Origin of the sequence: Micrococcus sp. (genome assembly GCF_034179925.1) — a bacterium.
In the GTDB taxonomy this organism is placed as follows: domain Bacteria; phylum Actinomycetota; class Actinomycetes; order Actinomycetales; family Micrococcaceae; genus Micrococcus.
This window is the reverse complement of the sequence record NZ_JAXFPG010000047.1, coordinates 1-21631: the sequence shown is the minus strand read 5'-3', so window position 1 is coordinate 21631 and position 21631 is coordinate 1. Positions and strand designations below refer to the sequence as shown.

Annotated in this window: 18 protein-coding genes, 2 tRNA genes and 1 pseudogene; 5 read left to right on the top strand and 16 right to left on the bottom strand. The window is 73.3% G+C overall.

The window, feature by feature from the left end:
• The gene (locus tag SPI96_RS09375; RefSeq protein ID WP_321082100.1) at positions 1-540 is read right to left on the bottom strand and encodes an NUDIX hydrolase family protein; all 540 of its coding nucleotides are present in this window, start codon (positions 538-540) and stop codon (positions 1-3) included.
• 72 nt (positions 541-612) lie between these two features.
• On the opposite strand from SPI96_RS09375, the gene SPI96_RS09370 reads away from it, so the two are divergent.
• A complete protein-coding gene (locus SPI96_RS09370; protein WP_321082099.1) occupies positions 613-933 on the top strand; it encodes a hypothetical protein in 321 nt (106 codons plus the stop codon).
• On the opposite strand, the gene SPI96_RS09365 is transcribed toward SPI96_RS09370, so the two are convergent.
• The 11 genes from SPI96_RS09365 to tadA all read right to left on the bottom strand — a co-directional run bounded on the left by SPI96_RS09365 (position 920) and on the right by tadA (position 14992).
• Positions 920-2881 carry a hypothetical protein gene (locus SPI96_RS09365; protein WP_321082098.1) on the bottom strand — a complete coding sequence of 654 codons (1962 nt, stop codon included), beginning with the start codon at positions 2879-2881 and terminating at the stop codon, positions 920-922. The genes SPI96_RS09370 and SPI96_RS09365 overlap by 14 nt on opposite strands.
• A 48-nt stretch (positions 2882-2929) precedes the next feature.
• The gene (locus SPI96_RS09360) at positions 2930-3994 is read right to left on the bottom strand and encodes a pseudouridine synthase (protein WP_321082097.1); all 1065 of its coding nucleotides are present in this window, start codon (positions 3992-3994) and stop codon (positions 2930-2932) included.
• 138 nt (positions 3995-4132) lie between these two features.
• Positions 4133-5377: a glucose-1-phosphate adenylyltransferase family protein gene (locus SPI96_RS09355; protein ID WP_321082096.1), complete on the bottom strand. Its 1245-nt coding sequence runs from the start codon at positions 5375-5377 to the stop codon at positions 4133-4135.
• Between the two features lie 225 nt (positions 5378-5602).
• Positions 5603-6613 (bottom strand): DNA-formamidopyrimidine glycosylase family protein, encoded by a 1011-nt coding sequence (locus SPI96_RS09350; RefSeq protein WP_321082095.1) that lies wholly within the window; start codon positions 6611-6613, stop codon positions 5603-5605.
• A 40-nt stretch (positions 6614-6653) separates the two neighbouring features.
• Positions 6654-6896, bottom strand: a complete 243-nt coding sequence (locus SPI96_RS09345; RefSeq protein ID WP_321082094.1) for a cold-shock protein — start codon at positions 6894-6896, stop codon at positions 6654-6656.
• Positions 6893-7141, bottom strand: a complete 249-nt coding sequence (locus SPI96_RS09340) for a hypothetical protein (protein WP_321082093.1) — start codon at positions 7139-7141, stop codon at positions 6893-6895. Before SPI96_RS09340 ends, SPI96_RS09345 begins: the two co-directional genes overlap by 4 nt.
• A gap of 88 nt (positions 7142-7229) precedes the next feature.
• The gene (locus SPI96_RS09335) at positions 7230-12491 is read right to left on the bottom strand and encodes a DEAD/DEAH box helicase (protein WP_321082092.1); all 5262 of its coding nucleotides are present in this window, start codon (positions 12489-12491) and stop codon (positions 7230-7232) included.
• Positions 12484-13506: a hypothetical protein gene (locus SPI96_RS09330; protein WP_321082091.1), complete on the bottom strand. Its 1023-nt coding sequence runs from the start codon at positions 13504-13506 to the stop codon at positions 12484-12486. The genes SPI96_RS09335 and SPI96_RS09330 overlap by 8 nt, the downstream gene beginning before the upstream one ends.
• 216 nt (positions 13507-13722) lie before the next feature.
• Positions 13723-14181: a 23S rRNA (pseudouridine(1915)-N(3))-methyltransferase RlmH gene (locus tag SPI96_RS09325; protein WP_321082090.1), complete on the bottom strand. Its 459-nt coding sequence runs from the start codon at positions 14179-14181 to the stop codon at positions 13723-13725.
• A gap of 133 nt (positions 14182-14314) precedes the next feature.
• Positions 14315-14405 (bottom strand) — tRNA-Ser (locus tag SPI96_RS09320).
• 50 nt (positions 14406-14455) lie between these two features.
• A complete protein-coding gene (gene tadA, locus SPI96_RS09315) occupies positions 14456-14992 on the bottom strand; it encodes a tRNA adenosine(34) deaminase TadA (RefSeq protein ID WP_321082089.1) in 537 nt (178 codons plus the stop codon).
• A gap of 87 nt (positions 14993-15079) precedes the next feature.
• Between tadA and upp the strand changes: the two genes are divergently transcribed.
• The 3 genes from upp (at position 15080) to SPI96_RS09300 (ending at position 17491) form a co-directional block, all read left to right on the top strand.
• Positions 15080-15715 carry a uracil phosphoribosyltransferase gene (gene upp, locus SPI96_RS09310; RefSeq protein WP_321082088.1) on the top strand — a complete coding sequence of 212 codons (636 nt, stop codon included), beginning with the start codon at positions 15080-15082 and terminating at the stop codon, positions 15713-15715.
• Between the two features lie 393 nt (positions 15716-16108).
• Positions 16109-16909 (top strand): winged helix-turn-helix domain-containing protein, encoded by an 801-nt coding sequence (locus SPI96_RS09305; protein ID WP_321082087.1) that lies wholly within the window; start codon positions 16109-16111, stop codon positions 16907-16909.
• Positions 16910-16969: 60 nt separating this feature from the next.
• The gene (locus SPI96_RS09300) at positions 16970-17491 is read left to right on the top strand and encodes a SixA phosphatase family protein (protein WP_321082086.1); all 522 of its coding nucleotides are present in this window, start codon (positions 16970-16972) and stop codon (positions 17489-17491) included.
• 166 nt (positions 17492-17657) lie between these two features.
• Here SPI96_RS09300 and SPI96_RS09295 read toward each other — a convergent pair.
• Positions 17658-17731 (bottom strand) — tRNA-Arg (locus SPI96_RS09295).
• 271 nt (positions 17732-18002) lie between these two features.
• On the opposite strand from SPI96_RS09295, the gene SPI96_RS09290 reads away from it, so the two are divergent.
• Positions 18003-19844, top strand: coding sequence for a phosphoenolpyruvate carboxykinase (GTP) (locus SPI96_RS09290; RefSeq protein WP_321082085.1), 1842 nt, complete (start codon positions 18003-18005; stop codon positions 19842-19844).
• 75 nt (positions 19845-19919) lie between these two features.
• Here SPI96_RS09290 and SPI96_RS09285 read toward each other — a convergent pair whose 3' ends face one another.
• The 3 genes and pseudogenes from SPI96_RS09285 to SPI96_RS09275 all read right to left on the bottom strand — a co-directional run.
• Positions 19920-20303 carry a hypothetical protein gene (locus tag SPI96_RS09285; RefSeq protein WP_321082084.1) on the bottom strand — a complete coding sequence of 128 codons (384 nt, stop codon included), beginning with the start codon at positions 20301-20303 and terminating at the stop codon, positions 19920-19922.
• Positions 20300-20590 (bottom strand): annotated as a pseudogene (locus SPI96_RS09280) (integrase core domain-containing protein); the annotation flags it as partial. The gene SPI96_RS09285 and the pseudogene SPI96_RS09280, both read right to left, overlap by 4 nt.
• A gap of 4 nt (positions 20591-20594) precedes the next feature.
• The coding region (locus SPI96_RS09275) for an IS30 family transposase (RefSeq protein ID WP_321082083.1) at positions 20595-21631 on the bottom strand (1037 nt) is incomplete at its 5' end.

Here is a 21631-nt window from a genome sequence, read left to right as displayed (position 1 = left end):
TCAGCGCCCCCATCCCACATGGGCCAGAGCCTGGCGCACCAGGTTCCCTCGGCCGCCGATGAACTCGTCCTGCACGCCCTGGCCCAGAGCCTCCTCCGGGGTGAGCCAGGTCAGCTCGAGCGCGTCCTGGCGGGGGCTGCACTCGCCGGTCACCGGCACCACGTACAGCAGGGAGACGGCGTGCTGGCGCTCGTCCGTGAGGCCCGTCTCCGACGGCGCGGGGAAGTACTCGGCCACCGCGCACGGCACGATCGACGGCGGCAGCTGCGGGAACGCGAGCGGGCCGAGATCCTTCTCCAGGTTCCGCATCAGGGCCGCCCGGATGGTCTCCCGGTACAGCACGCGGCCGGAGACGAACGTCCGCTGGAAGCGGCCGGCCTCGTCCGCCACGTAGAGCAGGCCGATCTCGGAGACGTAGCCGAGGGCATCCAGCCGCACCGGCAGCGCCTCCACATAGACCATCGGCAGCCGACGCCGGGCCTCGTAGAGGTCCTCCTCGGACAGCCATCCCGGATTGGGGTCGGGGGTGCGCACGCTCATGCCCCCATTCTTACCGACGCCGGCCCCCGGGGCACACCGGAGACGACTGCTCAGCCCGGCTACGCTGACGCCATGCCCTCCTACCGTGCCCGCCTGGAGATCGGAGACCTGCTGCCCGGCCACCGGCCGGAGGAGGTCATGGACACCGCCGAGGCCGCCGTGCAGGCCACCCACGAGCTGGCCGCGAAGGACATCGAGGTGGTCGCACGGGTGCCACGCATCGTGCTGCGCTTCACGGTGCCTCCCTCCCACCGCCGGGCCGAGGACGAGGAGGCCGCCGGTGTGGCCGCCCGCATGGCGGAGGCGGTGGCCGGCGTCGCCGGGGTGGGCCGTACCGATGTGCTCCGCCGTGAGGGCGGGCGCTGGCTGCCCGTGCCCCTCAACGCCCGCTGAGGTTCCCCGCGCCCCGTTCCACCTCGCGCATCCACGAGCGGCGCACCACCACGGCCAGCAGCAGTGCCAGCGCACCGAAGGCCGCCGTCAGGCCCACCGCCGCGCTCGGCCGACCCCCCAGCGGGGCGGGCAGCAGCCGCGGCAGGGCCAGGCACAACAGCATCCACGCGGCGGTGAGGGCCGGTGCCGTCCAGCCGCGCCCGGTGAGCACCACGCGCAGGAGCACCGCGAGCACCACCAGCAGCAGCACCGTGGCCACCAGGCCGCTCGGGAACCAGGGCAGGTCCACACCCCAGGCGGCGAACACGGCCGCCAGCACCGTGGGCGCGCCCACGAGCACCACGGCGAACAGGGCACCCACGGGGCCGTCCTGCGCCGTGGCCGTGCGCCGGTCCCCGGCCGGCACGGCCGTGAGCACGCGCACCGTGCGCAGCATCAGGGCCAGGGCCATCAGCCAGACCACCACGTCCAGCCCCCACGGCACGAGCATCGCCAGCGGGAACCACAGCGCCAGCGCCGTCATGGCTCCGGCCACGTCCAGTCCCGTGGCGCGCTGACGGGCCGCCCCGCCCTGGCCCGGCCGCCACTGGTGCACCATGTGCACCGCGAGCGCCGCCCACAGCACCGGCCACACGAGCAGGTCCGTGGGGAACAGGGAGAAGACCGTGGTGGTGGCCCCGTACCGGCCGTCCTGTGCGGCCCGGTAGGTGCCGGCGTGCAGGGCGTCCAGGCCGGGGACGAACCGGAACAGTCCGAGGCCCCAGGCGCTGGAGAGCGTGAACAGCAGCCAGGCACCGGTGACGGCGAGCTGGCGGCGGCGGTCGGTGGCGGTGGCCGGACCGGTGGGGTCGGCGGCGCCGCCCTCGGCCGCATGGCCGGGGATCAGGGCGCGGCGGGCCGCGGCGGAGGAGGCCGGGCCCCTGCGGGAGAGGGCCTGCACGGCGGCGGCCTTCGTGGCCAGGCGGTCCCGGCGCCTCCACTCGGGCAGGGCGGCGCGGGCGCGGGCCAGCAGGGCGTCGTCGCTCAGGTCCTCCTCGGGGGTGGAGAGCAGGGGCCTGTCCTGGGGGGCGGGGACCACTTCGGGCCCGTCGAGCTCCCGGGCGGCGCGCAGCAGGGCCCGGGTCTCCCGGGCGCGGTGTTCCTGCCAGCGGCGCTCGATCTCGGCGGCCTCCTGCGCCGCCTGCTCCCGACGTCGGTCCTCGGTCAGGCGGGCCAGGGTGAGGGCCCGCTCGGCCGCCTGGGCGGGGTATCGGCGGGCGGCCTCGTGGACGCGACGGCGGGCCTCGGCTGCGGTCCGGGCGGCCTCAGCGGCGATCCGGCGGCGCTCGGCCTCGGCGGCGGCCCGTTCGGCGGCGATCCTCGCCCGTTCCCGGGCGCGGGCCTGCCGGGCGGCCTCGGCGGCCTCCTCCTCGCGGCGGCGGCGCTCGGCCTGCACCCGGGCCCGTTCGGCGGCGACTGCGGCCTCGTGGTGGCGGCGTTCCCGCTCGGCCTCACGGCGGCGTTCGGCTTCGGCGGCGGCCCGCTCCCGTTGGGCGGCGGCCTCACGACGGCGGCGCTCGGCCTCCTGCTGCCGGCGGCGGCGCAGTTCCTGGCGTCGGCGCCGGGCGAGCTGGGCGGCCTTGCGGCGGCGCTCCTGTTCCGCGGCGCGTTCGGCCCGGCGGGCGGCCTCCTCCGCGGCGGCGGTCTGCCCGGCGGCCGCGCCCGAGAGCCGGTGGAGCAGGTCGCTGAGGTCCCGGCGGTGACGTGCGGCCGCCTCGGGGGTGTCCGGTTCGCCGCGCAGCAGCCGGGTGTGGCGGGCGATGGCCTCGGGGGGCAGCTGGCCGGGGGCGGCGAGCGCCCGGCGGGGGCGCGCGCGGCGGGTGGGGGTGGGGCCGGCGTCGGGACGGGCGTCCTCACGGCCCTGGGGCGGGGTGCCGTCGGGGGAGGAGTTGTGGGAGGTCGTGGTCATGAGCTCCCCTCTCCTGCGGTCGGGACCGGACCCGCCGGGTGCGCGGTCTCAGCCCTGCAAGGGTACCGAACCGGTGGCCTCGGCTCCGGCGATCGTGGGCCGCTCCTGCAGCTGCGCGGGGGAGCGGAACACGTGGTGCTCGCCGGTCACCGGGTCCGTGAACTCGAGGGAGCGGGAGAGCAGCTGGAGGGGCCGGGAGAGGTCGTCGTCGGCGGCATCCAGCAGGTCCGGGTAGAAGGGGTCGAACGCGATGCCCGCCCCGAGCGCGGCCAGGTGGATCCGCAGCTGGTGGGTGCGTCCGGTGGCGGGGGAGAGCCCGAACCGCACCACCGTGCGCCCGGCGAGGGTGCCGGCGGAGGGGCCGACGTCGAGCACCTCGATCCGCGTCTGCGCGTTCGCCCCGGTGTGGGGGATGTTGGACCGGCGGGTGCGGACCCGGTCCCCGGCGCGTCGGCCGGAGGCGGCCACGGGGACGTCCTCGGTGATCGAGCGCAGCACGCCCTTGTCCTTGCGGATGCGGCTGCGCACGGTCAGGGGGAAGCGGCCCAGCCAGGCGTGCGGATCGGCACCCTCGGGGAGCGCGGAGACGGCCTCGTAGCGCTTGGTGACGGCACGCCGCTCGAACAGCAGGTGGTAGGCGCCGCGGGTCGCCGGGTCGCAGGAGAGCATCACGACGCCGGCCGTCGCCCGGTCCAGCCTGTGCAGGGGGACGAGGTCGTCGATGCCCAGCTCGTTGCGCAGCCGCACCAGCGCCGTCTCCTGCACGAAGCGTCCGCCGGGGGTGGTGGGCAGGAAGTGCGGCTTGTGGATCACCACGAGGTGCTCGTCCCGGTGCAGGAGCGTGTGCTGCACCGGCAGGGGCGCCTCGTGGGGGACGTCGCGGTAGTACCAGAGGTCCTCGTGGACGCCGAGCGGGGTGTCCGCCGGGATGGGGCGCCCGTGCCGGTCCACCACCTCCCCGCGGGCGAAGCGCTCGCGGATGCCGTCCGGGTCCACGTGGCCGAAGCGGTGGAGGACATGCCCCTGGACGGTCTCCCCGGGGCCGACGGTGGGCAGACGCAGGCGGGTGGCGTTGACGCCGTGGCGCGGGGGCAGCGGGGAGGGGACGGGCACGGCGTCATTGTGTCACCGCGCGTGGCGCGCGGCGGGCAACGCGCGGCGGGCGTAGATCCACTGCAGAAACGACCCCTCTGAGGCTGCTCGAGGCGCCCATAGGGGTCGTTTCTGCAGCAGATGTGCCGGGGCGGTCCGTCAGTCGTGGTGCACGCCCTGGCCGGTGGTCTCGTCGTCGGCGTCCGGGTCGGTGACGTCCGGCACGAGCACCACGATGTCCTCGGCGGACTCCGTGGACCCGACGGTCTCCCCCTCGGGGATCACCGCGCCCACGTCCGCGATCACCGTGTCCAGAAGGGCGCCGGAGGGCACCGTCACGTCGCCGAAGAGGATGGAGTTCCGCACGCGGGCGCCCTCCTCCACCACCACGCCGGGGCCGAGCACCGAGTCCTCGACCTCCCCGGCCACATGGGTGCCGGCGCCCACGAGCGAGCCGGAGATCCGGGCAGTCTGCTCGATCCGTGCGGGTGGGGCCGGGCGCGGGTTGGTCAGCAGCGGCCAGCCGGGGGAGTCCAGGCGCAGCCCGGTGCCGTCGAGGATCTCGCGGTGCGCCCGGTGGAAGGCGTCCAGGGTGCCGATGTCCCGCCAGTACCCCTCGAGGCGGTGCTCCCGCACGGACCCGCGCTCCACGAACGCCGGGATGATCGTCTCCCCGTAGTCGCCGAGGGAGCTGGCCACCGGGTCGCCGTCGTCGTCGGTCTCCTCGTCGTCCTCCGGTCGACCCTCCTCCCGGGCCACGAGCTCCTGCACCACGTCCTCCAGCACGTCGACGTCGAACACGAAGATCTCGGTGGCCACCAGCGAGCCCTCCGGGTCCTCGGGCTTGTAGTCGTAGCCGGTGACGGCGCCGTCGTCGTCCACCTGCACGACGCCGAAGCGCGAGGGGTCCTCGTCCGTCACCGTGGTGACCATGGTCAGTTCGGCCCCCGAGGCCCGGTGCCCCTCCAGCACGGGCCGCAGGTCCAGCTGGTAGAGGTGGTCCGCCGAGAGCACCACCACGGTGTCCGCGCCGAACTCGCGCAGCAGCGGCACCTGCTGGGCGAGCGCGTGGCCGTTGCCCTCCGCGAAGCCCTCCTCGGTGCGGCCCTGGGCGGGGGGCAGCAGGCGCAGGCCGTGGCGGGTGCCGTCCAGGTCCCAGGGGCGGCCGCCGGCCAGGTGCTGGTTCAGGGTGAACGGGCGGTACTGCTCCACGATCCACACGTCCTCCAGGCCCGAGTGCACGAGGTTGGAGAGGACCACGTCGATCAGCCGGTACTGACCGGCCAGCGGGGTCGCCGGCTTGGAGCGGGCGTCCGTGAGCGGGGCCAGGCGGCTGCCGCGGCCGCCGGCGAGCACGAGCGCGACGGTGCGGCCTTCGGGGTCGTTCGGGAACGGGTCGGCCATGGTGGTTCCTCCTCGGTGTCGGGGGCCGGCTCGGTGTCGGGGCCGGTGCTCTCCCAGAACCTAGCGGCTGACGTGACCGATGCCACGGGTCGGGCGACCGGGACGGGGCGGATCCGCTGCAGGAACGACCCTTCCGGGTGCTTGTGACGCCCTCAGAGGGGTCATTTCCGCAGCGGATCTCGCGGCCGGGGGCGGACGACGACGGCGGCGACGACGGCGGCCCGGTCAGCGCTGGCAGGTGCGGCACCACCACAGCTGGCGCTCGTCATCCTGCGGGGAGCCGAACTCCTCGAAGGTCACGGGCCCGCCGCAGCGCCCGCACGGGCTGTTCCGGTGCCCGTACACCCAGTACTGGGCACGACGCGCGGGCCTCGCCTCCGGGGCCGCCGCCCCGCCGGTCCCCGCGTCCGGGCCCGGGCGCGTGGCGTCGAGGGGGGTGCCGGCGTCGTCGAGGGCGGTGCCCGGCAGCCCGGGCGGGAAGCCGCGGTCCACCACGTCCACCCGCAGCCCGTAGGGGCCGGAAGGGTCCGCCCGGACCCCCGTGGTGGTGCGCGGCCAGCTCACGTAGGGGGCGGCCGGGGGGACGTTCGCGCGCAGCAGGTCCCGGGCGAGGGTGAGCAGCCCGGGGGCGTCCGGGACGGAGCCGACCGGCCGGTGGGGGTCCAGGCCGGCCAGCAGCAGCGACTCGCACCGGTAGATGTTGCCGATGCCGGCCACCACGGACTGGTCCAGCAGCGCCAGGCCCACTGGCCGTTCGGGGCGGGCGGTCAGGCGGCGCACCCCCTCGGCCAGCAGTCGCGCCCCGTGCGCGCCGCCGTCCCAGGCCGGGTCCAGCAGGTCCGGGCCGAGGTGGCCGAGCAGCCGGTCCTCGTGGGCGGTGGGCACCAGTTCGAGACGGCCGAGCTGGGCGCCGAGCAGCCGGTGCTCTCCGGTCTCCAGTACGGCCCGCACCTGCCAGCCGGGGGCCGCCCAGCGGGCCTGACGGCCGGTGACGAGCCAGCGGCCCTCCATCTTCAGGTGGGAGGCCAGGGTGTGGGGTGCGGCCGCGGACCCCGGCGGCGGGGTCAGGCGCAGGAGCAGCCACTTGCCCTGCGGCTCCACTGCGGCCACCGTCCACCCGGCCAGGCGTGCGGTGGCCAGGCGGGGCACGCGCAGGTCCGCGTGGGCCAGCGTGCGACCGGCCAGCACGGGGCGCAGCCGGTGCGCGGCACGGACCAGGGAGTCACCTTCGGGCATGCCCCGAACCTACCGGGCGGCACCGGTGCCGGACCTGCGGTCAGTCGGTGCGGGCCCGGTCCGGGAATTCGACCCTCTCCGCCCGGTACGAGAAGCCGTCCTGCCCCTGCGGGCCGGTGGCGGCGAAGGTGAAGCGCACCCGCTCCCCGGGCTGTGCCTGCCGGAACCCGTCGCCCTCGAGCGCGCTGAAGTGCGCCCAGCACCCGCCGGGGGTCGCCTCGGAGGAGAGCACACCCCAGCCCTCCTCCTCGTTCCAGGAGACGACGTGACCGTCCGCCCTCACCGGCTCAGCCTCCTCACTCGGCGGACGAGCAGCACGCAGAGAGCGGCACCGCCCGCCGCGCACAGCCCGACACCCGTCCAGAGCAGGGTCGCGGCCACGGGTCCGGTCGGGGCATCCGCGCGGACGGCCTCGGGCATGCTGCGGTACTCCTGCAGTGAGAGGACGCCTCCCACGGTGTACGCCATCACCCCCAGCGCGAGGAGCAGAACGCAGATCCGCCCGAGGCCCCACGGTGATCGCTTCATGCGTCTCCTCTTCTCCGTCGGTCCGGCTGCCCTGCCCCCCCTCCACACACAGCCTAGACATCCCGGGGACGAGGGCACCGGTGCCGCCTCAGCTGCGGAACCGGATCCCCGACGGGCTCGAGTAGAACCCGGCGGCCAGCATCGCCTCGGCCAGCGGCGTGCCCAGGATCGGCCCGCCGTTGAGCTTCTCGAGGCTCAGCCGCTCCGTCCTGGCCGCGCGCAGCGCCCACACGAGCGCCTCCGCGGCCGCACGCAGCACGGCGGGGTCCTCCTCGAAGCCCAGCAGGGTCCGGCCGCCGCGCTCCATGTACAGCACCAGCCGGCCCTGCACCAGCACGACGACGGCCCCCGCCTTCCTGCCCGGGCGGTGCCCCGTGGGGGCCACACCGTCCGGGCCGGGCGGCAGCTCGGGCCAGTCGAGGGCGGCCCCGTACGGGTTGGCCGGGTCCGTGGCCGCGAGCGCGAGCGCCGGCGGGGCCGGTGCCGGGTCCGTGGGGCGGGGTGTCGCGCCGGGGGGTGGGGCGATGGGCATGCCGAAGACGTCGAGGCGGGGGGCGGCGTCGTACGGGGGCGGTGCCTGGGCGGGGGTGTCGGCGTCATCGTCCGGGCCGTCCCGGTGGAAGGAGCGCAGGCGGTCCACCACGGCGCCGGTGGAGAACTGGGCGCCGCCGAGGCGCTCCACGAAATGCCCGCGCCGCACCTGCCCGGCGTCCTCCATGCGGGTGAGCAGCTGGTACTGGGCGGCGAACCCGCCGGGGACCTCCTCGGCGACCACGGAGCCGCGGGTGATCACCCCGTAGCGGTCCAGGAGGAGCTCGGCGGCGGCGTGGGCCCGGATGGTCGGGTCCTGCTCGGGGGCCGGCAGCAGGGACCAGCGACCGGCCGCGCGGGCGTGCTCGGCCGCGGAGAGCCCGCCGGTGCCCACGGGGACGCCGGCCGCGCCCCTGCCGGGGCCGGCGTCCCCGGCGGTGAGCCCGGCGTACCGGCCGCGTCCGCGCACCCCGGCCAGCCGGCCGCCCAGGCCGCGGCCCCCGCCGAGTCCACCGCCGGTGCGGGCGGTGCGGGCCCGCGGGGTCTGACGGCCGGTGCGGTGCGCGGTGCGGCCCTGGGAGAGCAGGCCCCGCAGGGGTGCGAAGGTGTCGTTGCCCACGCGGCCGGCCCACACGAGGTCCCAGAGTGCCTCGAGCACCTCGGGGGCGCGCGGCAGGTCGGTGGCCCCCTCCGGCGCGGCGTCCTGGCGGGCGGCCTCCTCCCGCACCCGTTCGACAAGCTGAGGGAAGAACCAGGCCCCGCCTCCGGCGAGCACCTTCAGCACGGCCTCCCTCAGGGCCGTGCGCGCCGCGGGGACGTCCTCGGGGGGCGCCTGCGGAGGCCGGAGGGTGAGGTCCACGGCGTCGGCGGGGTGCAGGGCCACCCAGCCGTCGTTGCCGGTACCGGCCCCCACCCCGGACCACACGTACTCGCCGGTGGCCAGCAGCTCGTCCAGCAGCCCCGGCGCGTAGTCGCGCACCCGTGCCGGCAGCACGAGGGACTCCCAGGCGCTCGCCGGCAGCGGCATCCCGGCCAGCTGGTCGAGCACGGTGGCCACCCCGTCTACCCCCTCGAGCGTGGCGGGGGAGGGCCGCCCGGGGCGGGGCCGCAGGTGCTGCCAGTCCGCGAGGAACCGGGCGTAGGCGGCCTGCTCCACCGGCTCCACCTCGGCCCGCAGCGCGGCCAGCGACCGCCGGCGCACCGTGCGCAGCACCTCCACGTCGATCCACTCGGCGTCCAGGCCGGTGGCCCCCGGCGTCCCGTCCGGGCGGTACGCGCCCTGGGAGACGCGGCGCTCGGCGGCCAGGCGTTGCAGCACCGGCAGCACGACGGCGCCGCCGAGTCCCAGCGCGGCCCCCGCCTCGGCCGCGGTGAACGGGCCGTGCGTACGGGCGTACCGGCGCACGAGGTCCCCGAGAGGGTCCTCCACCGGCTCGTGGAACGCGACCGGCACGCCCATGGGGATCGGTGCGCCCAGGGTGTCCCGCAGGCGGGCGGCGTCCTCGACCGCGGCGAACCGCTCCTGCCCGCTGGAGCGGAACCGGAACGCCCGCCCGGTGCGCTCGAGGTCGGCCAGGTGCCCGGCGACGGCCTCCCGGTGGGCGGCCGGGCCGGCGTCGTCCCCGGCCGTCCCACCGGCCTCACCCGCCTCGTCCCCGGCCCCGCCCCCGGAGGTCTCGTCCACCACGCGGGCGGCGGCCTCCTCGGGGGTGAGCGGGCCGACCAGCCGCAGCAGGTCCGCGACCCCCTCCACCCCGCGCAGGTGCCGGCCCTCGGCGGTGCGCTGCAGCTCGGCCTCCACCCGGGCGATCACCTCCGGGTCCAGCAGCTCGCGCAGCTCCTCGGTGCCCAGCAGCTCGGACAGCAACGCCGGGTCCAGGGAGAGCGCCGCGGCCCGCCGCTCGGCCAGGGGGGAATCGCCCTCGTAGATGAACTGGGCGACGTAGCCGAACAGGATGGACTGGGCGAACGGCGAGGGCGCCGCCGTCGTGACCTCCACTATCCGCACGTCCTGCGAGGCCACCCGGGCGGCCAGGTCCTTCAGCGCGGGCAGGTCGTAGACGTCCTGGAGCACCTCGCGCACCGTCTCCAGGATCACCGGGAAGCTCGGGTAGCGGCGGGCCACGTCCAACAGCTGGGCCGAGCGCTGCCGCTGCTGCCACAGGGGCATGCGCTTGCCCGGGTTCCGCCGCGGCAGCAGCAGGGCGCGGGCCGCGTTCTCCCGGAACCGGGCGGCGAACAGTGCGGACCCGCCCACCTCGGCGGTGACGATCTCGTCCAGCTCCTCCGGGGCGAACGCGAACAGCTCCGCCCCCGGCGGATCGGCGTCCATCAGCGGGATGCGCAGCACGATCCCGTCGTCCGCGGCCACCGCCGCCCCCGAGTTCGGCTCCAACCCGTACCGCTGGGCCAGGCGCGCCCCCACCGCCAGCGCCCACGGGGCGTGCACCGCCATCCCGTAGGGGGAGTGCAGCACCACACGCCAGTCGCCGAGCTCGTCCGTGAACCGCTCCACCACGAGCGTGCGCTCGGTGGGCAGCTGCCCGGTGGCCTCGCGCTGGTCCGTCAGGTAGGTGAGCAGGTTCTCCCGGGCCCACTCGTCGAGGCCGGCGGCGGCCAGGCGGTCGCGGGCGGCGTCCGGGTCGGCGTCGAGCTCACGCCGGAAACGCCCGACGGCGTCGCCCAGCTCCGCGGGGCGGCCCGCCGCGTCGCCCCGCCAGAAGGGCAGCTTGCCCGGCTGACCGTAGGCGGGCAGCACCAGGACGCGGTCCGCGGTGATGTCCACGATGCGCCAGCTGGTGGCCCCCAGCAGGATCACGTCCCCCACGCGGGACTCGTAGACCATCTCCTCGTCCAGCTCGCCCACCCGGCGCCCGCCCGAGCGGGCCGAACCGGCGTCCGCGGCGGACTCCCCGGTGTCCCCGGCCGAGGCGGAGCCCTCGGGGGCCTGTGCCCCCTCGGAGGCCAGGAACACCCCGAACAGGCCCCGGTCCGGGATGGTGCCGCCGGAGGTCACGGCGATCCGCTGCGCCCCGGGGCGTGCGGCGAGGGTGCCGGACTCGCGGTCCCACACCACCCGGGGCCGCAGCTCCGCGAACTCGTCGGAGGGGTACTTGCCGGCCAGCAGGTCCAGCACGGACTCGTAGGCCGAGTGCGGCAGCGCGGAGAACGGGGCGGAGCGGCGCACGAGGTCGAACCAGGCCTCGGCCTCGAGGTCCTCCACGGCCGCGGCCGCCACCGTGTGCTGGGCGAGGATGTCCAGGGGGTTCTGCGGGATGCGCAGTGCCTCGATGCGCCCGGCGACCATGCGCTCGGCCACCACCGCGGTGTCTACGAGGTCGCCGCGGTGCTTGGGGAAGAACACGCCCCGGGAGACCTCCCCCACCTGGTGCCCCGCCCGGCCCACCCGCTGCAGCCCCGAGGCCACCGACGGCGGGGACTCCACCTGGATCACCTGGTCCACCGCACCCATGTCGATGCCCAGCTCCAGCGAACTGGTGGCCACCACGCAGCGGATCTGACCGGTCTTCAGGGCCTCCTCCACGATCGCCCGCTGCTCCTTGGACACCGATCCGTGGTGGGCGCGGGCGAAGTCGGACACCGTCCCGGAAGCGGTGCCGGTCTGCCCGGCCACCTGGGCCGGTCCCGTCGCCGGGGTGCGGGTTCCCCGCCGGACCTCAGGGGCCCCGGCCGGGGTCTCCCCGCCGGCGGTGCCCAACCAGTCGGCGACGAGCTCACCGGCGGTGGGCGGGACGACGTCGTCGGTTGGGGCAGGTGCGCCCGTCGCCTGCGGTCCGGGGGAGGCCGGATCCCGGAACCCGGGCGCCAGGTCCGGGTGGTGGGCGGCGGCCGCGGCCTCCTGGCGGGCCTCCCAGATCTCGTTGAGCCGGCCGGTCAGGCGCTCGGCCAGGCGGCGGGAGTTCGCGAACACGAGCGTGGAGCGGCGCCGGGCCACCAGATCCACGATCCGCTCCTCGATGTGAGGCCAGATCGACCCGCCCACCGCGCCGGCCTCCGGGCCGGCAACCCCCTCGGCCGCTGCGGCGCTCGCGGGCGGGGCGGACAGGTCGGTCATGTCCTCCACGGGCACGGCCACGGTCAGGTCCCAGCGCTTCGTGGACGCCGGCCGGACGATGCTCACCGGCTGCACCCCGCCGAGGAACCGGGCCACCTCCGTGGCCGGCTCCACCGTGGCGGACAGGCCGATGCGCTGCACGGGCCGCTCCAGCAGGGCGTCCAGGCGCTCGAGCGAGACGGCCAGGTGGGCGCCGCGCTTGGTGCCGGCCACCGCGTGGACCTCGTCCACGATCACCGTGCGCACCCCGGACAGCGCCGAGCGGGCCTGCGAGGTCAGCATCAGGTACAGGGACTCGGGGGTGGTGATGAGGATGTCCGGGGGGTCCTGCAGCAGGCGGCGGCGCTCGGCGGCGGGGGTGTCCCCGGAGCGCACGCCCACCCGCACGCGCGGCACGGGGGTGCCCATCCGTTGTGCGGTCTGCGTGATGCCGATCAGCGGGGCCCGCAGGTTTCGCTCGACGTCCACGCCGAGGGCCTTGAGCGGGGAGATGTAGAGCACCCGGGTGGCGGAGACGTCCGGGTCTGCGGGCTCGCGCACGAACGAGTCGAGCGCCCAGAGGAAGGAGGAGAGGGTCTTGCCGGAGCCGGTGGGGGCGATCACGAGCGCGTGCCGCCCGGAGGAGATCGCATCCCAGGCACCCAGCTGGGCTGCTGTGGGTCCGGCGAACGCCCCCGTGAACCAGGTGCGGGTGGGCTCGCTGAAGCGTGCGAGGACGGCGTCGGCGTCGGGGGTGTCAGGCATGCGTGAGGGATCCGGTGGTCTGTGCGGTGTCCAGTGCGTGGGCGGAGACGTAGCGCTGACGTTGGGTGAAAGCGCTGCCCGGCCCTCGCGAGAGGTGGGGGACGGGGGCAGGCAGTGTCTTGTGATGGGGATGGCCGGGGCCGGAGAGCAGGAACACCTGGAACCGCCCGGCGGGGCCGTCCTGCTCGTCGAAGTCGAAGTACACGGCTCCCGGGCCCGCCGACCACTGGATCAGGCGAGCGATCTTCCTCTCGTCGCGGGAGGCGGACGCGGCCAGCACCCCTGCGTTCTGCAGGGTCCACTCGATGTTGTCGAACCGGGCGAGCACGCGGGGGATCTCCTGGTGGATCATCTGATCCGAGTAGAAGCCGAGCCGCTCCACAGGTTTGAAGAACCGTCCGGGCTGACAGATGTAGGCGGGAGGCGCCTCGCCCGACTGTGCACATAGTGCGGTGTAGATGGGCCAGGCGTCGCGAGCCGCCACCACCACCGTGTCGGCGGGCTGATGGGGAGACTCGCTGTAGAGGTCCGCCCACGATGAGTTCGCTTCTATCCACGCGGCGTAGTCCTCGTCCATGGAACGGGTGAGCTCGAGAAGGGAACGGACCTCGTGGGGGATGTCCACGTTGAGCAGGGAATCGTGGTGGGCGACCCTGTTGCGGAACTTGCGGATGCTCTCCAGCCGGGCGGTGACGTCTTTGCGCTGAAGACCCGAACGGTTCGGGAAGACCTGGTGGAGGGCCTCTCGCCACAGGTCGTCCGAGGAGAACAGGGACTTCCAGAAGCCGAAGGTCATGCCGGCGACGACCTGGTCCCGGTCCAGTCGCCCCTCCGATTCCAGTCGTGCGACCTGTCTCTGCAGCGGCTCTCGTGCGCTTTCGGGCAGGGCCGAACTCTGGAAGAACCACGGGATCCCCGTCCTGCTCTCCCTGGTGTGCGCCTGCAGGGCCTGATCGATGCGGTGCCGCAGCAGGACCTCGAAGTGGGCGATGACCGTCCAGCACTCCGAGGCCATCTCGTGGCTCCACCGGTAGAACTCGAGGGCGGCATCCGGATCCTGCGAACGATGCAGATAGGGCGCGAGCCGGCGCGGAGGGAGAAGCCCGAGAACGCGTTCAGCAGGTGTGCTCATGGTGTCGTGCCGTCCCCTCCGGTATGGTGTCGACTATACGAATGCCCCCCGGACGCCTCTCGCAGAAGCACCGGGGGGCTCTTCCACGCCTGCGCCGGCTCAGGCATGGTGGTAGGGCCGTCCGGCGGCGATCTCCTGGGCTCGGTAGACCTGTTCGGCGAGGATCAGCCGCACCAGTTGGTGGGGGAACACGAGCTGCGAGAGGGACCACACGCGGTCCGCGCGGGCGTGCACGCGCTCGTCCACCCCGTAGGCGCCGCCGATCACCACGACGACGGCCCGGCCGGCGTCGAACTGTGTCTGCAGGTGCCGGGCGAGCCCGGGGGAGTCGAAGCCCCTGCCGCGCTCGTCCAGGAGCACAAGGTGTTCGCCGGGGGCGACCTTCGCGAGGATCCGGTCCGACTCCTCGGTGCGGGCCGCATCCTCCTGGCGGGAGGAGTGGGGCAGCAGCTGCCAGGTGAGGTCCCAGGGCTTCTTCAGGCGCTTCTCGTAGCGGGTGATCCTCTCGGACACCCACGATTCGTGCTTCTTGCCAATGGCCAACACCCGGACGGACATGGCATCCATCATGGCACCGGGGGCGGACGGGATAAGCCCTCCCGCTGGGGCCTGTGCCCGGGGAATCGCTCGCTCCGGCGGCCCCGGAACGCCGGAAGCCCGGAGGCTCGAGGCCTCCGGGCTTCCGGACATCTGGCGGTGACGGTGGGATTTGAACCCACGGTACGGGGTTACCGTACACAGCATTTCGAGTGCTGCACCTTCGGCCGCTCGGACACGTCACCAGACCGCCACAGCCTACCTGAGCCCGGCGGTCCGGCCCAAACCGCTCGGTTCAGGCGTTCGGTGGCATCGTGCCCGGGTCCCGGTGGGCGGCGAAGAAGTCGGTCAGCAGGGCGGCGCACTCGGCTGCGCGCACCCCGGCTCGGACCTCCACGGTGTGGTTGAAGCGGGGGTCGCGCACCACGTCCAGCACGGAGCCGCAGGCCCCGGCCTTGGGGTCCCAGGCTCCGAAGACGACGCGCGGCACTCGGGCCAGCAGCAGGGCACCGGCACACATGGGGCAGGGTTCGAGGGTCACCACGAGGGTGCAGTCGGCCAGGCGCCAGCCGTCGTGTGCGCCCGTGGCGGCCCGGGCGGCGGCGCCGCGGCGCAGGGCCAGGACCTCGGCGTGGGCGGTGGGGTCGTGGTGCTGCTCGCGCTCGTTCCCGACGGCGGCCAGCACCTCGCCGTCGCCGCCCACCAGGACCGCGCCGATGGGCACGTCCCCGGCCCGGCCGGCGGCACGGGCGGCGTCCAGGGCCAGGCCCATCCACGCGTGCTCCTGGGCCGCCGAGGGCGGCGGGGACGGGGGAGTGCGGGGGCTGCTCACCGGGCCAGGGTATGCAACCGGGTGAGTCCGGCCCGCCCGGCGGCGCGGGCCGGGCGCGCCGTGGACCCGGGCGGTAGCGTGGGCGGCATGCGCGTTCATGTCGTCGATCACCCCCTCGTGGCCCACAAGCTCACCGTCCTGCGGAACCGGGACACCCCGTCCATGATCTTCCGGCAGCTCACGGAGGAGCTCGTGATGCTCCTGGCCTATGAAGCCACCCGGGACGTCGCGGTCGAGCAGGTGGAGGTGCAGACGCCGGTGGCGGCCGCCGTCGGGCGCACGCTGGCGCGTCCGCGCCCGCTCGTGGTGCCGATCCTGCGGGCGGGCTTGGGCATGCTTGAGGGCATGACCAAGATGGCACCCTCGGCGGAGGTGGGCTTCCTGGGCATGGCCCGCAACGAGGAGACCCTGGACATCGTCACCTACGCCGAGCGCCTGCCGGCGGACCTCACGGGCCGGCACGTGTTCCTGCTGGATCCCATGCTGGCCACCGGCGGCACGCTGGCCGAGGCGATCCACTTCCTCTACGAGCGTGGGGCGGCGCGGGTCACGTGCCTGTGCCTGCTCGCGGCGCCGGAGGGTCTGGAGCGGTTGGAGGCTCGTGTGGAGGGGCGCGAGGTGGACCTCTTCCTGGCTGCGGTGGACGAGCGGTTGAACGAGAAGTCGTACATCGTGCCGGGCCTGGGCGACGCCGGCGATCGCCTCTACGGCCTGGCCGAGTGAGCGCGGGGGCGGGGACGCCGCCCCACCGTCCCGTCCACTTGATGGACGATGCGCCCCTGGGCGTGCGGGGGGCGTTCCGTCTGCGGTGCTGCCCGAGCGTGTGATCGGAATATTCATTGCATAACTATTCCGATGATTCTCACCCCGCCGCGCATCGCCGCCCGTCACGCGCGATGTGATGCGGGACGCTGCATATCGCGACACCCCCGAGGTATGCGAGGGATGAAATAGTGAGTCTCCCCACAATGGACGCAGATTCGCTCACTATGTGGGACGCAGGCCTTCGATCGCCTTGCATCTTGCACCGCTCACGTCACATTCTTGTCACATGACGTCGCCGTCCTGCATCTCTGAGAAGGACGGCTCCTGGCTGGACAACGAGGAGTGGTGGTCATGAGTGGGTCGGCCGGATACGTGCACATCTCGGTGCGCAACGCGCAGCGCAGGGCATTCGCCTCCGGGCTCCGTCGTGGAGACCTGCGCCTGGCCGGTGGCACAGCCACCGCTCAGGACGATCCTTCGCGCACGGCCCCGAACACGGCCCCGACGCCGGTGCTCGCCGCCTCCGGCGTGCCCGGCCCGCAGGCCGTCTCCCGTGAGAACGAGGCCCGCGGCTTCGTCCTCTACGTGGGCATGGACGAGCTCGCCGCCTCTGCCGCCGGCACCTCCCTCACCCGCCTGGCCAACGAGCTGCGCCACTACGTGGAGGCCCTCGTACCCGGCTCTAGCTCGCACGCCGCCGTCGCTCTGGCCCCGGCCGGCGCCGAGGGCGACGACCTCGAGGTCGTCCGCCAGGTGCTCGGCGACCCGACCGTCCGCGGCGCCGCCCGCCCGGACCTGGCCTCCGCCCCCGCGCCGGTGTCCACCCGCCAGCCCGGTGTGCTGATCGACGTCTCCCGCCGTGAGGTCCAGCTCGACGGCGAGCCCCTGAACCTCACCTACAAGGAGTTCGAGCTCCTCGGCTACCTCGTGGACAACGGGGAGCGCACCGTGTGCCGCGAGGAGCTGCTCGAGGCCCTCTGGAAGGACTCGGACGAGGTGCCCAACGAGCGCACCATCGACGTCCACATCCGCCGCCTGCGGGCCAAGCTCGGCCGCCTGGCCTCCACCGTGCGCACGGTCCGCGGTCAGGGCTACCGTTTCTACCGCCACCCCGAGGTGGTCGTGTGGGCGGCGCCCGAGTACTCCATCTGAGCGGTGCCCCGGCCCCCTCCGTGTGCTGACCGGCGTGCGGAGGACGACGAGAGGAGCGCCGTGCGCGGCGACGCCAAGACCCTCATCCTCCTGCGCCACGCCACGTCCGGCTGGTCGGCCGGGGCCCCGGACCATGAGCGTCCGCTGGCCGAGAGAGGCCACGCCCAGGCCCCCGCGGCCGGCGTCTGGCTGCGCGAGCACGGCCTGGCCCCGGACGCCGCCGTCGTCTCCGACGCCCTGCGCACCCGGCAGACCTGGGTGTGGGTGGCCCGTGAGCTCGGCGATGACGCCCCCACCCCGTACCTCGACGCGCGCCTCTACGAGGCCGACGCCGCCGGTGCACTCGCCGTGATCAACGAGACCGAGGAGACGGTGCGGACCCTCATGGTGGTCGGGCACATGCCGTGGCTGCAGGACCTCGGCATCCGCCTGATGAGCCTGGAGTCGGACCAGGACGCCTCCCTGGCGATGGCCGAGCACCTGCCGCCCCTCGGCCTCCAGGTGCTCCGGGTGCCGGGCCCGTGGGCCGAGCTCGACGGCCGGGACGCTGCCCTCATTGACTTTGTCGTCCCCGGCACCTGACCCCGCACTCCCGTTCGAGAAACGGGGGCTCCCCACCCCACTCCCGTTCGAGAAACGGGAGGTGCTCGGACCGTCCCCGTGGGCGAGTCGGGGCCCTCCCCTCGCCCCTGGCCTCCCCGGAGACGCCGAAGGCCCCCACTCTTCCGAGTGGGGGCCTTCTTCGCTGTGCGCCCAAAGGGATTCGAACCCCTGACCTTCTGTTCCGTAGACAGACGCTCTATCCAGCTGAGCTATGGGCGCATCTTCCGTTCCGCCTCTCGGCGGCTCGAACTCGTAGAACACTACACGAGGTTCGCGCCGAATGCAAAATCGGCGTCAGGACGGGCCTTTCGCGCCCTCCTCGGGCCGTCGTGACTCCCGCCGGGAGGGCTTGGGCGCTCGGGTATCATGGGGGCACCGTGCGGCCACAAGGACGTGGCGCACCATCCGGGCGGGCTCTGCTCCCCGGATGTGCGCGTGCGTGGGTGGCAGGACGACAACGCCCAGGACCCCTAGGGGAGGACTCTCCACCATGGCTGACAACGCCATTCCCTCGTTCGCAGAGCGCGCTACGGAGCACGCCCCCACGGACTACGCTCGGCTGCGCGACTGGGTCGCGGAGATCGCCGAGCTCACGCAGCCCGACGAGGTGCACTGGGTGGACGGTTCCCAGGAGGAGTACGACCGCCTCGCGGACGGTCTCGTCGAGGCCGGCACCCTCACCCGCCTGAACGAGGAGCTGTTCCCGCACTCCTTCGCCGCCTTCTCCGATCCCGCGGACGTCGCCCGCGTCGAGGGCCGCACGTTCATCTGCTCCGAGAAGGAGGAGGACGCCGGGTTCACCAACAACTGGAAGGACCCGGAGGAGATGCACGGCATCCTCCAGGACGTCTTCCGCGGTGCGATGCGCGGGCGCACCATGTACGTGATCCCCTTCGTCATGGGCCACCTGGACGCCGAGGACCCCAAGTACGGCGTCGAGATCACCGACTCCGCCTACGTGGTCATGTCCATGCGGATCATGTCCCGCATCGGCCAGGACGTCCTCGACAAGATGTCCCGTGAGCAGGCCTTCTTCGTGCCGGCCGTGCACTCCGTGGGGGCGCCCCTCGAGCCGGGCCAGGAAGACGTTCCGTGGCCCTGCAACCCCACCAAGTGGATCGTGCACTTCCCGGAGGAGCGGGCCATCTGGTCCTTCGGCTCCGGCTACGGCGGCAACGCGCTGCTCGGCAAGAAGTGCTACGCGCTGCGCATCGCCTCCGTCATGGCACGGGACGAGGGCTGGCTCGCCGAGCACATGCTGATCCTCAAGCTGACCAACCCCGAGGGCAAGGCCTTCCACATCGCGGGCTCCTTCCCGTCAGCGTGCGGCAAGACCAACCTCGCGCTGATCAGCCCCACGGTGGAGGGCTGGAAGGCCGAGACCCTCGGCGACGACATCACCTGGATCCGCCAGGGCAAGGACGGCGAGTTCCGGGTCATCAACCCCGAGACCGGCTACTTCGGCGTGGCCCCCGGCACCGGCTGGTCCACGAACCCCAACGCGATGCGCGCCATCTCCAAGGGCAACTCGATCTTCACCAACGTGGCCCTCACCGACGACGGCGGCGTGTGGTGGGAGGGCATGACGGAGGAGGCCCCGGAGCACCTCATCGACTGGCAGGGCAACGACTGGACTCCCGAGTCCGGCACCAAGGCCGCCCACCCGAACTCCCGGTTCTGCACCCCGATCGACCAGACGGACATGTTGGCCGAGGAGTACTTCGCGCCGGAGGGCGTGAAGCTGGACGCGATCCTCTTCGGCGGCCGCCGCAAGACCACCGTGCCGCTGGTCACTGAGGCCTTCGACTGGGAGGACGGCATCCTCAAGGGCGCCACCCTCTCCTCCGAGACGACGGCGGCCGCGGCCGGCGCGGTGGGTGTGGTCCGCCGCGACCCGATGGCCATGCTCCCGTTCATCGGCTACGACGCCGGCAAGTACCTCGAGCACTGGGTGGAGGAGTCCGCCAAGGCGGACCCGGAGAAGCTGCCGCGGATCTACCTGGTGAACTGGTTCCGCCGCAACCGTGAGGGCGGCTTCGCCTGGCCGGGCTTCGGCGAGAACTCCCGCGTGCTGAAGTGGATCGTGGAGCGACTGGAGGGCAAGGCCGACGCCGCCGAGACCCCGATCGGCTACGTCCCCACCACCCAGGCCCTGGACCTGACCGGCCTGGAGATCTCCGGCGAGGACCTCGAGGACGCCCTCAAGGTGGACCCGGCCGAGTGGGCCAAGGAGGACGAGCTCATCGAGGAGTGGCTCGGCAAGTTCGGCGACTCCCTGCCGTCCGTCATCCGCGAGCGCTTCGAGGCGCAGAAGGCCCGCGTCCAGGCCTGACCCACCCGGCGGGATACCCTGCCCTCGACGACCGCGGCCCCCTCACCTCCACGGAGGTGAGGGGGCCGTCGCGTGTCAATCGGTGAGGCCGCTGCGGGAGGTGGCGCCGGGCGGCCCGGAGGGCGCGAGGGTCTGGGTGGAGGCGGGCAGCGGTGTGAACCGGCCGGTGTCGTCGTCGACGCTGGCGGTTTCCTCGTAGGCGAGGTCGGCGGCACCGTATTCGGGGTCGAGCTTCGAGCTGAGCAGGCGGGTGCCGGCGACGTTGCCCTGGTCGCCGACGTCTGCGGGGTTCTGGGAGGTGGTCCATCCGTGTTCCTGGGCTTGGGCGCGCACGTTCTCGGCGACCTGGCGGGCGACGTCCTTGTCCGTGACGGCGACCTCGGCGTCAGCGACCCATGATGGTGTGCGTGCGGAGGTGGGGCCGGGACTGATGCACCCATAGGTGACAGTCGTCTTCACGCCGGGTCTGCGGGCGTGTGGTCCATGATCAACTCGTACTCGACCGGCGTCAATCGGCCCAGGCGCACCTGCCGGCGGCGGTGGTAGGTCCGCTCGATCCAGGTGATGATCCCGGCCCGCAGCTCGTCCCGGGTGTCCCAGCCGCCTCGGTCCAGCACGTTCTTCTGGAGGAGGGCGAAGAAGGACTCCATAGCCGCGTTGTCCCCTGCAGCACCGACCTGTCCCATGGACCCGATCAGCCCGTGGGCGGTGAGGGCGTCCTGGAATAGGGTCGAGCGGAATTGGGCGGGTTCAATCGGTCGTTGCAACACCGGGTTGTTGGAGTAACTGTAGCTGCTCGGCGAATACCTCGGCCGGGGTCTTCCAGTTGAGGATTTTTCGGGGCCTGTTGTTGAGCGCGATGGCGACGGCTTCGAGGTCCTCAGCCGACCAGCGGGAGAGGTCGGTGCCTTTCGGGAAGTACTGACGTAGCAGCCCGTTCGTGTTCTCGTTCGTGGGCCGTTGCCAGGGCGAGTGTGGGTCAGCGAAGAAGACCTTGGTTCCGGTGTCAAGCGTGACCTGCGCATGTCCGGAGAGCTCTTTCCCACGATCCCAGGTGAGAGTCTTGCGTAACTGAACAGGCAGCGCTGTGAGAGACGTGCTCAGCGCAGCGTTCATCGCACCAGCACCGTAGCCGCCCAACGCGGGGCCGTTCTTCACGACGGGTTGCTCGCCCCATCCCGTCAGGCGGGGCAGATGCACCAACATAGTGGAACGGCTCGAGCGTTCCACGAGCGTCCCGATCGCCGACCGGCCCGTACCGATGATCAGATCACCCTCCCAGTGTCCGGGAACCGCCCGATCGGCGGCCTCGGCGGGCCGTTCGGACAACACGACGTCCGCGGTGACGTGACCCTGGGGTGTATTCCGTGACCGTTCCCGGGGTCGGCGCAGCGCCCGCCCAGTACGCAAGCAGGTGACCAACTCACGTTTCAGGCCGCCACGACCCTCGATGAACAGTGACTGGTAGATCGCCTCCGGGCTGATGCGCATGGATTCGTCATCGGGGAAATCGATGGTCAACCGGTGAGAGATCTGCTCGGGACTCCAGGCAAGCGACCAGCGACGATCCGCCCGATGCGGCTTGTTCAACCCTTTCCACGGCACCGGTGTCGGCCCATCAACCACGGTTCCGTCAGAACGGCGAATGTTGCCGGAGAGTCGCTCCTGCACATACTCACGCAGCACCACGTGAGAGACGAGTTTCGCAGTTTTCGGGCGCTTCGCGGCCTGTTGCGCTTTCCACTGTGCCACCACCGCCCGATACTCTTGTTTCCCGCTGCGGGTTG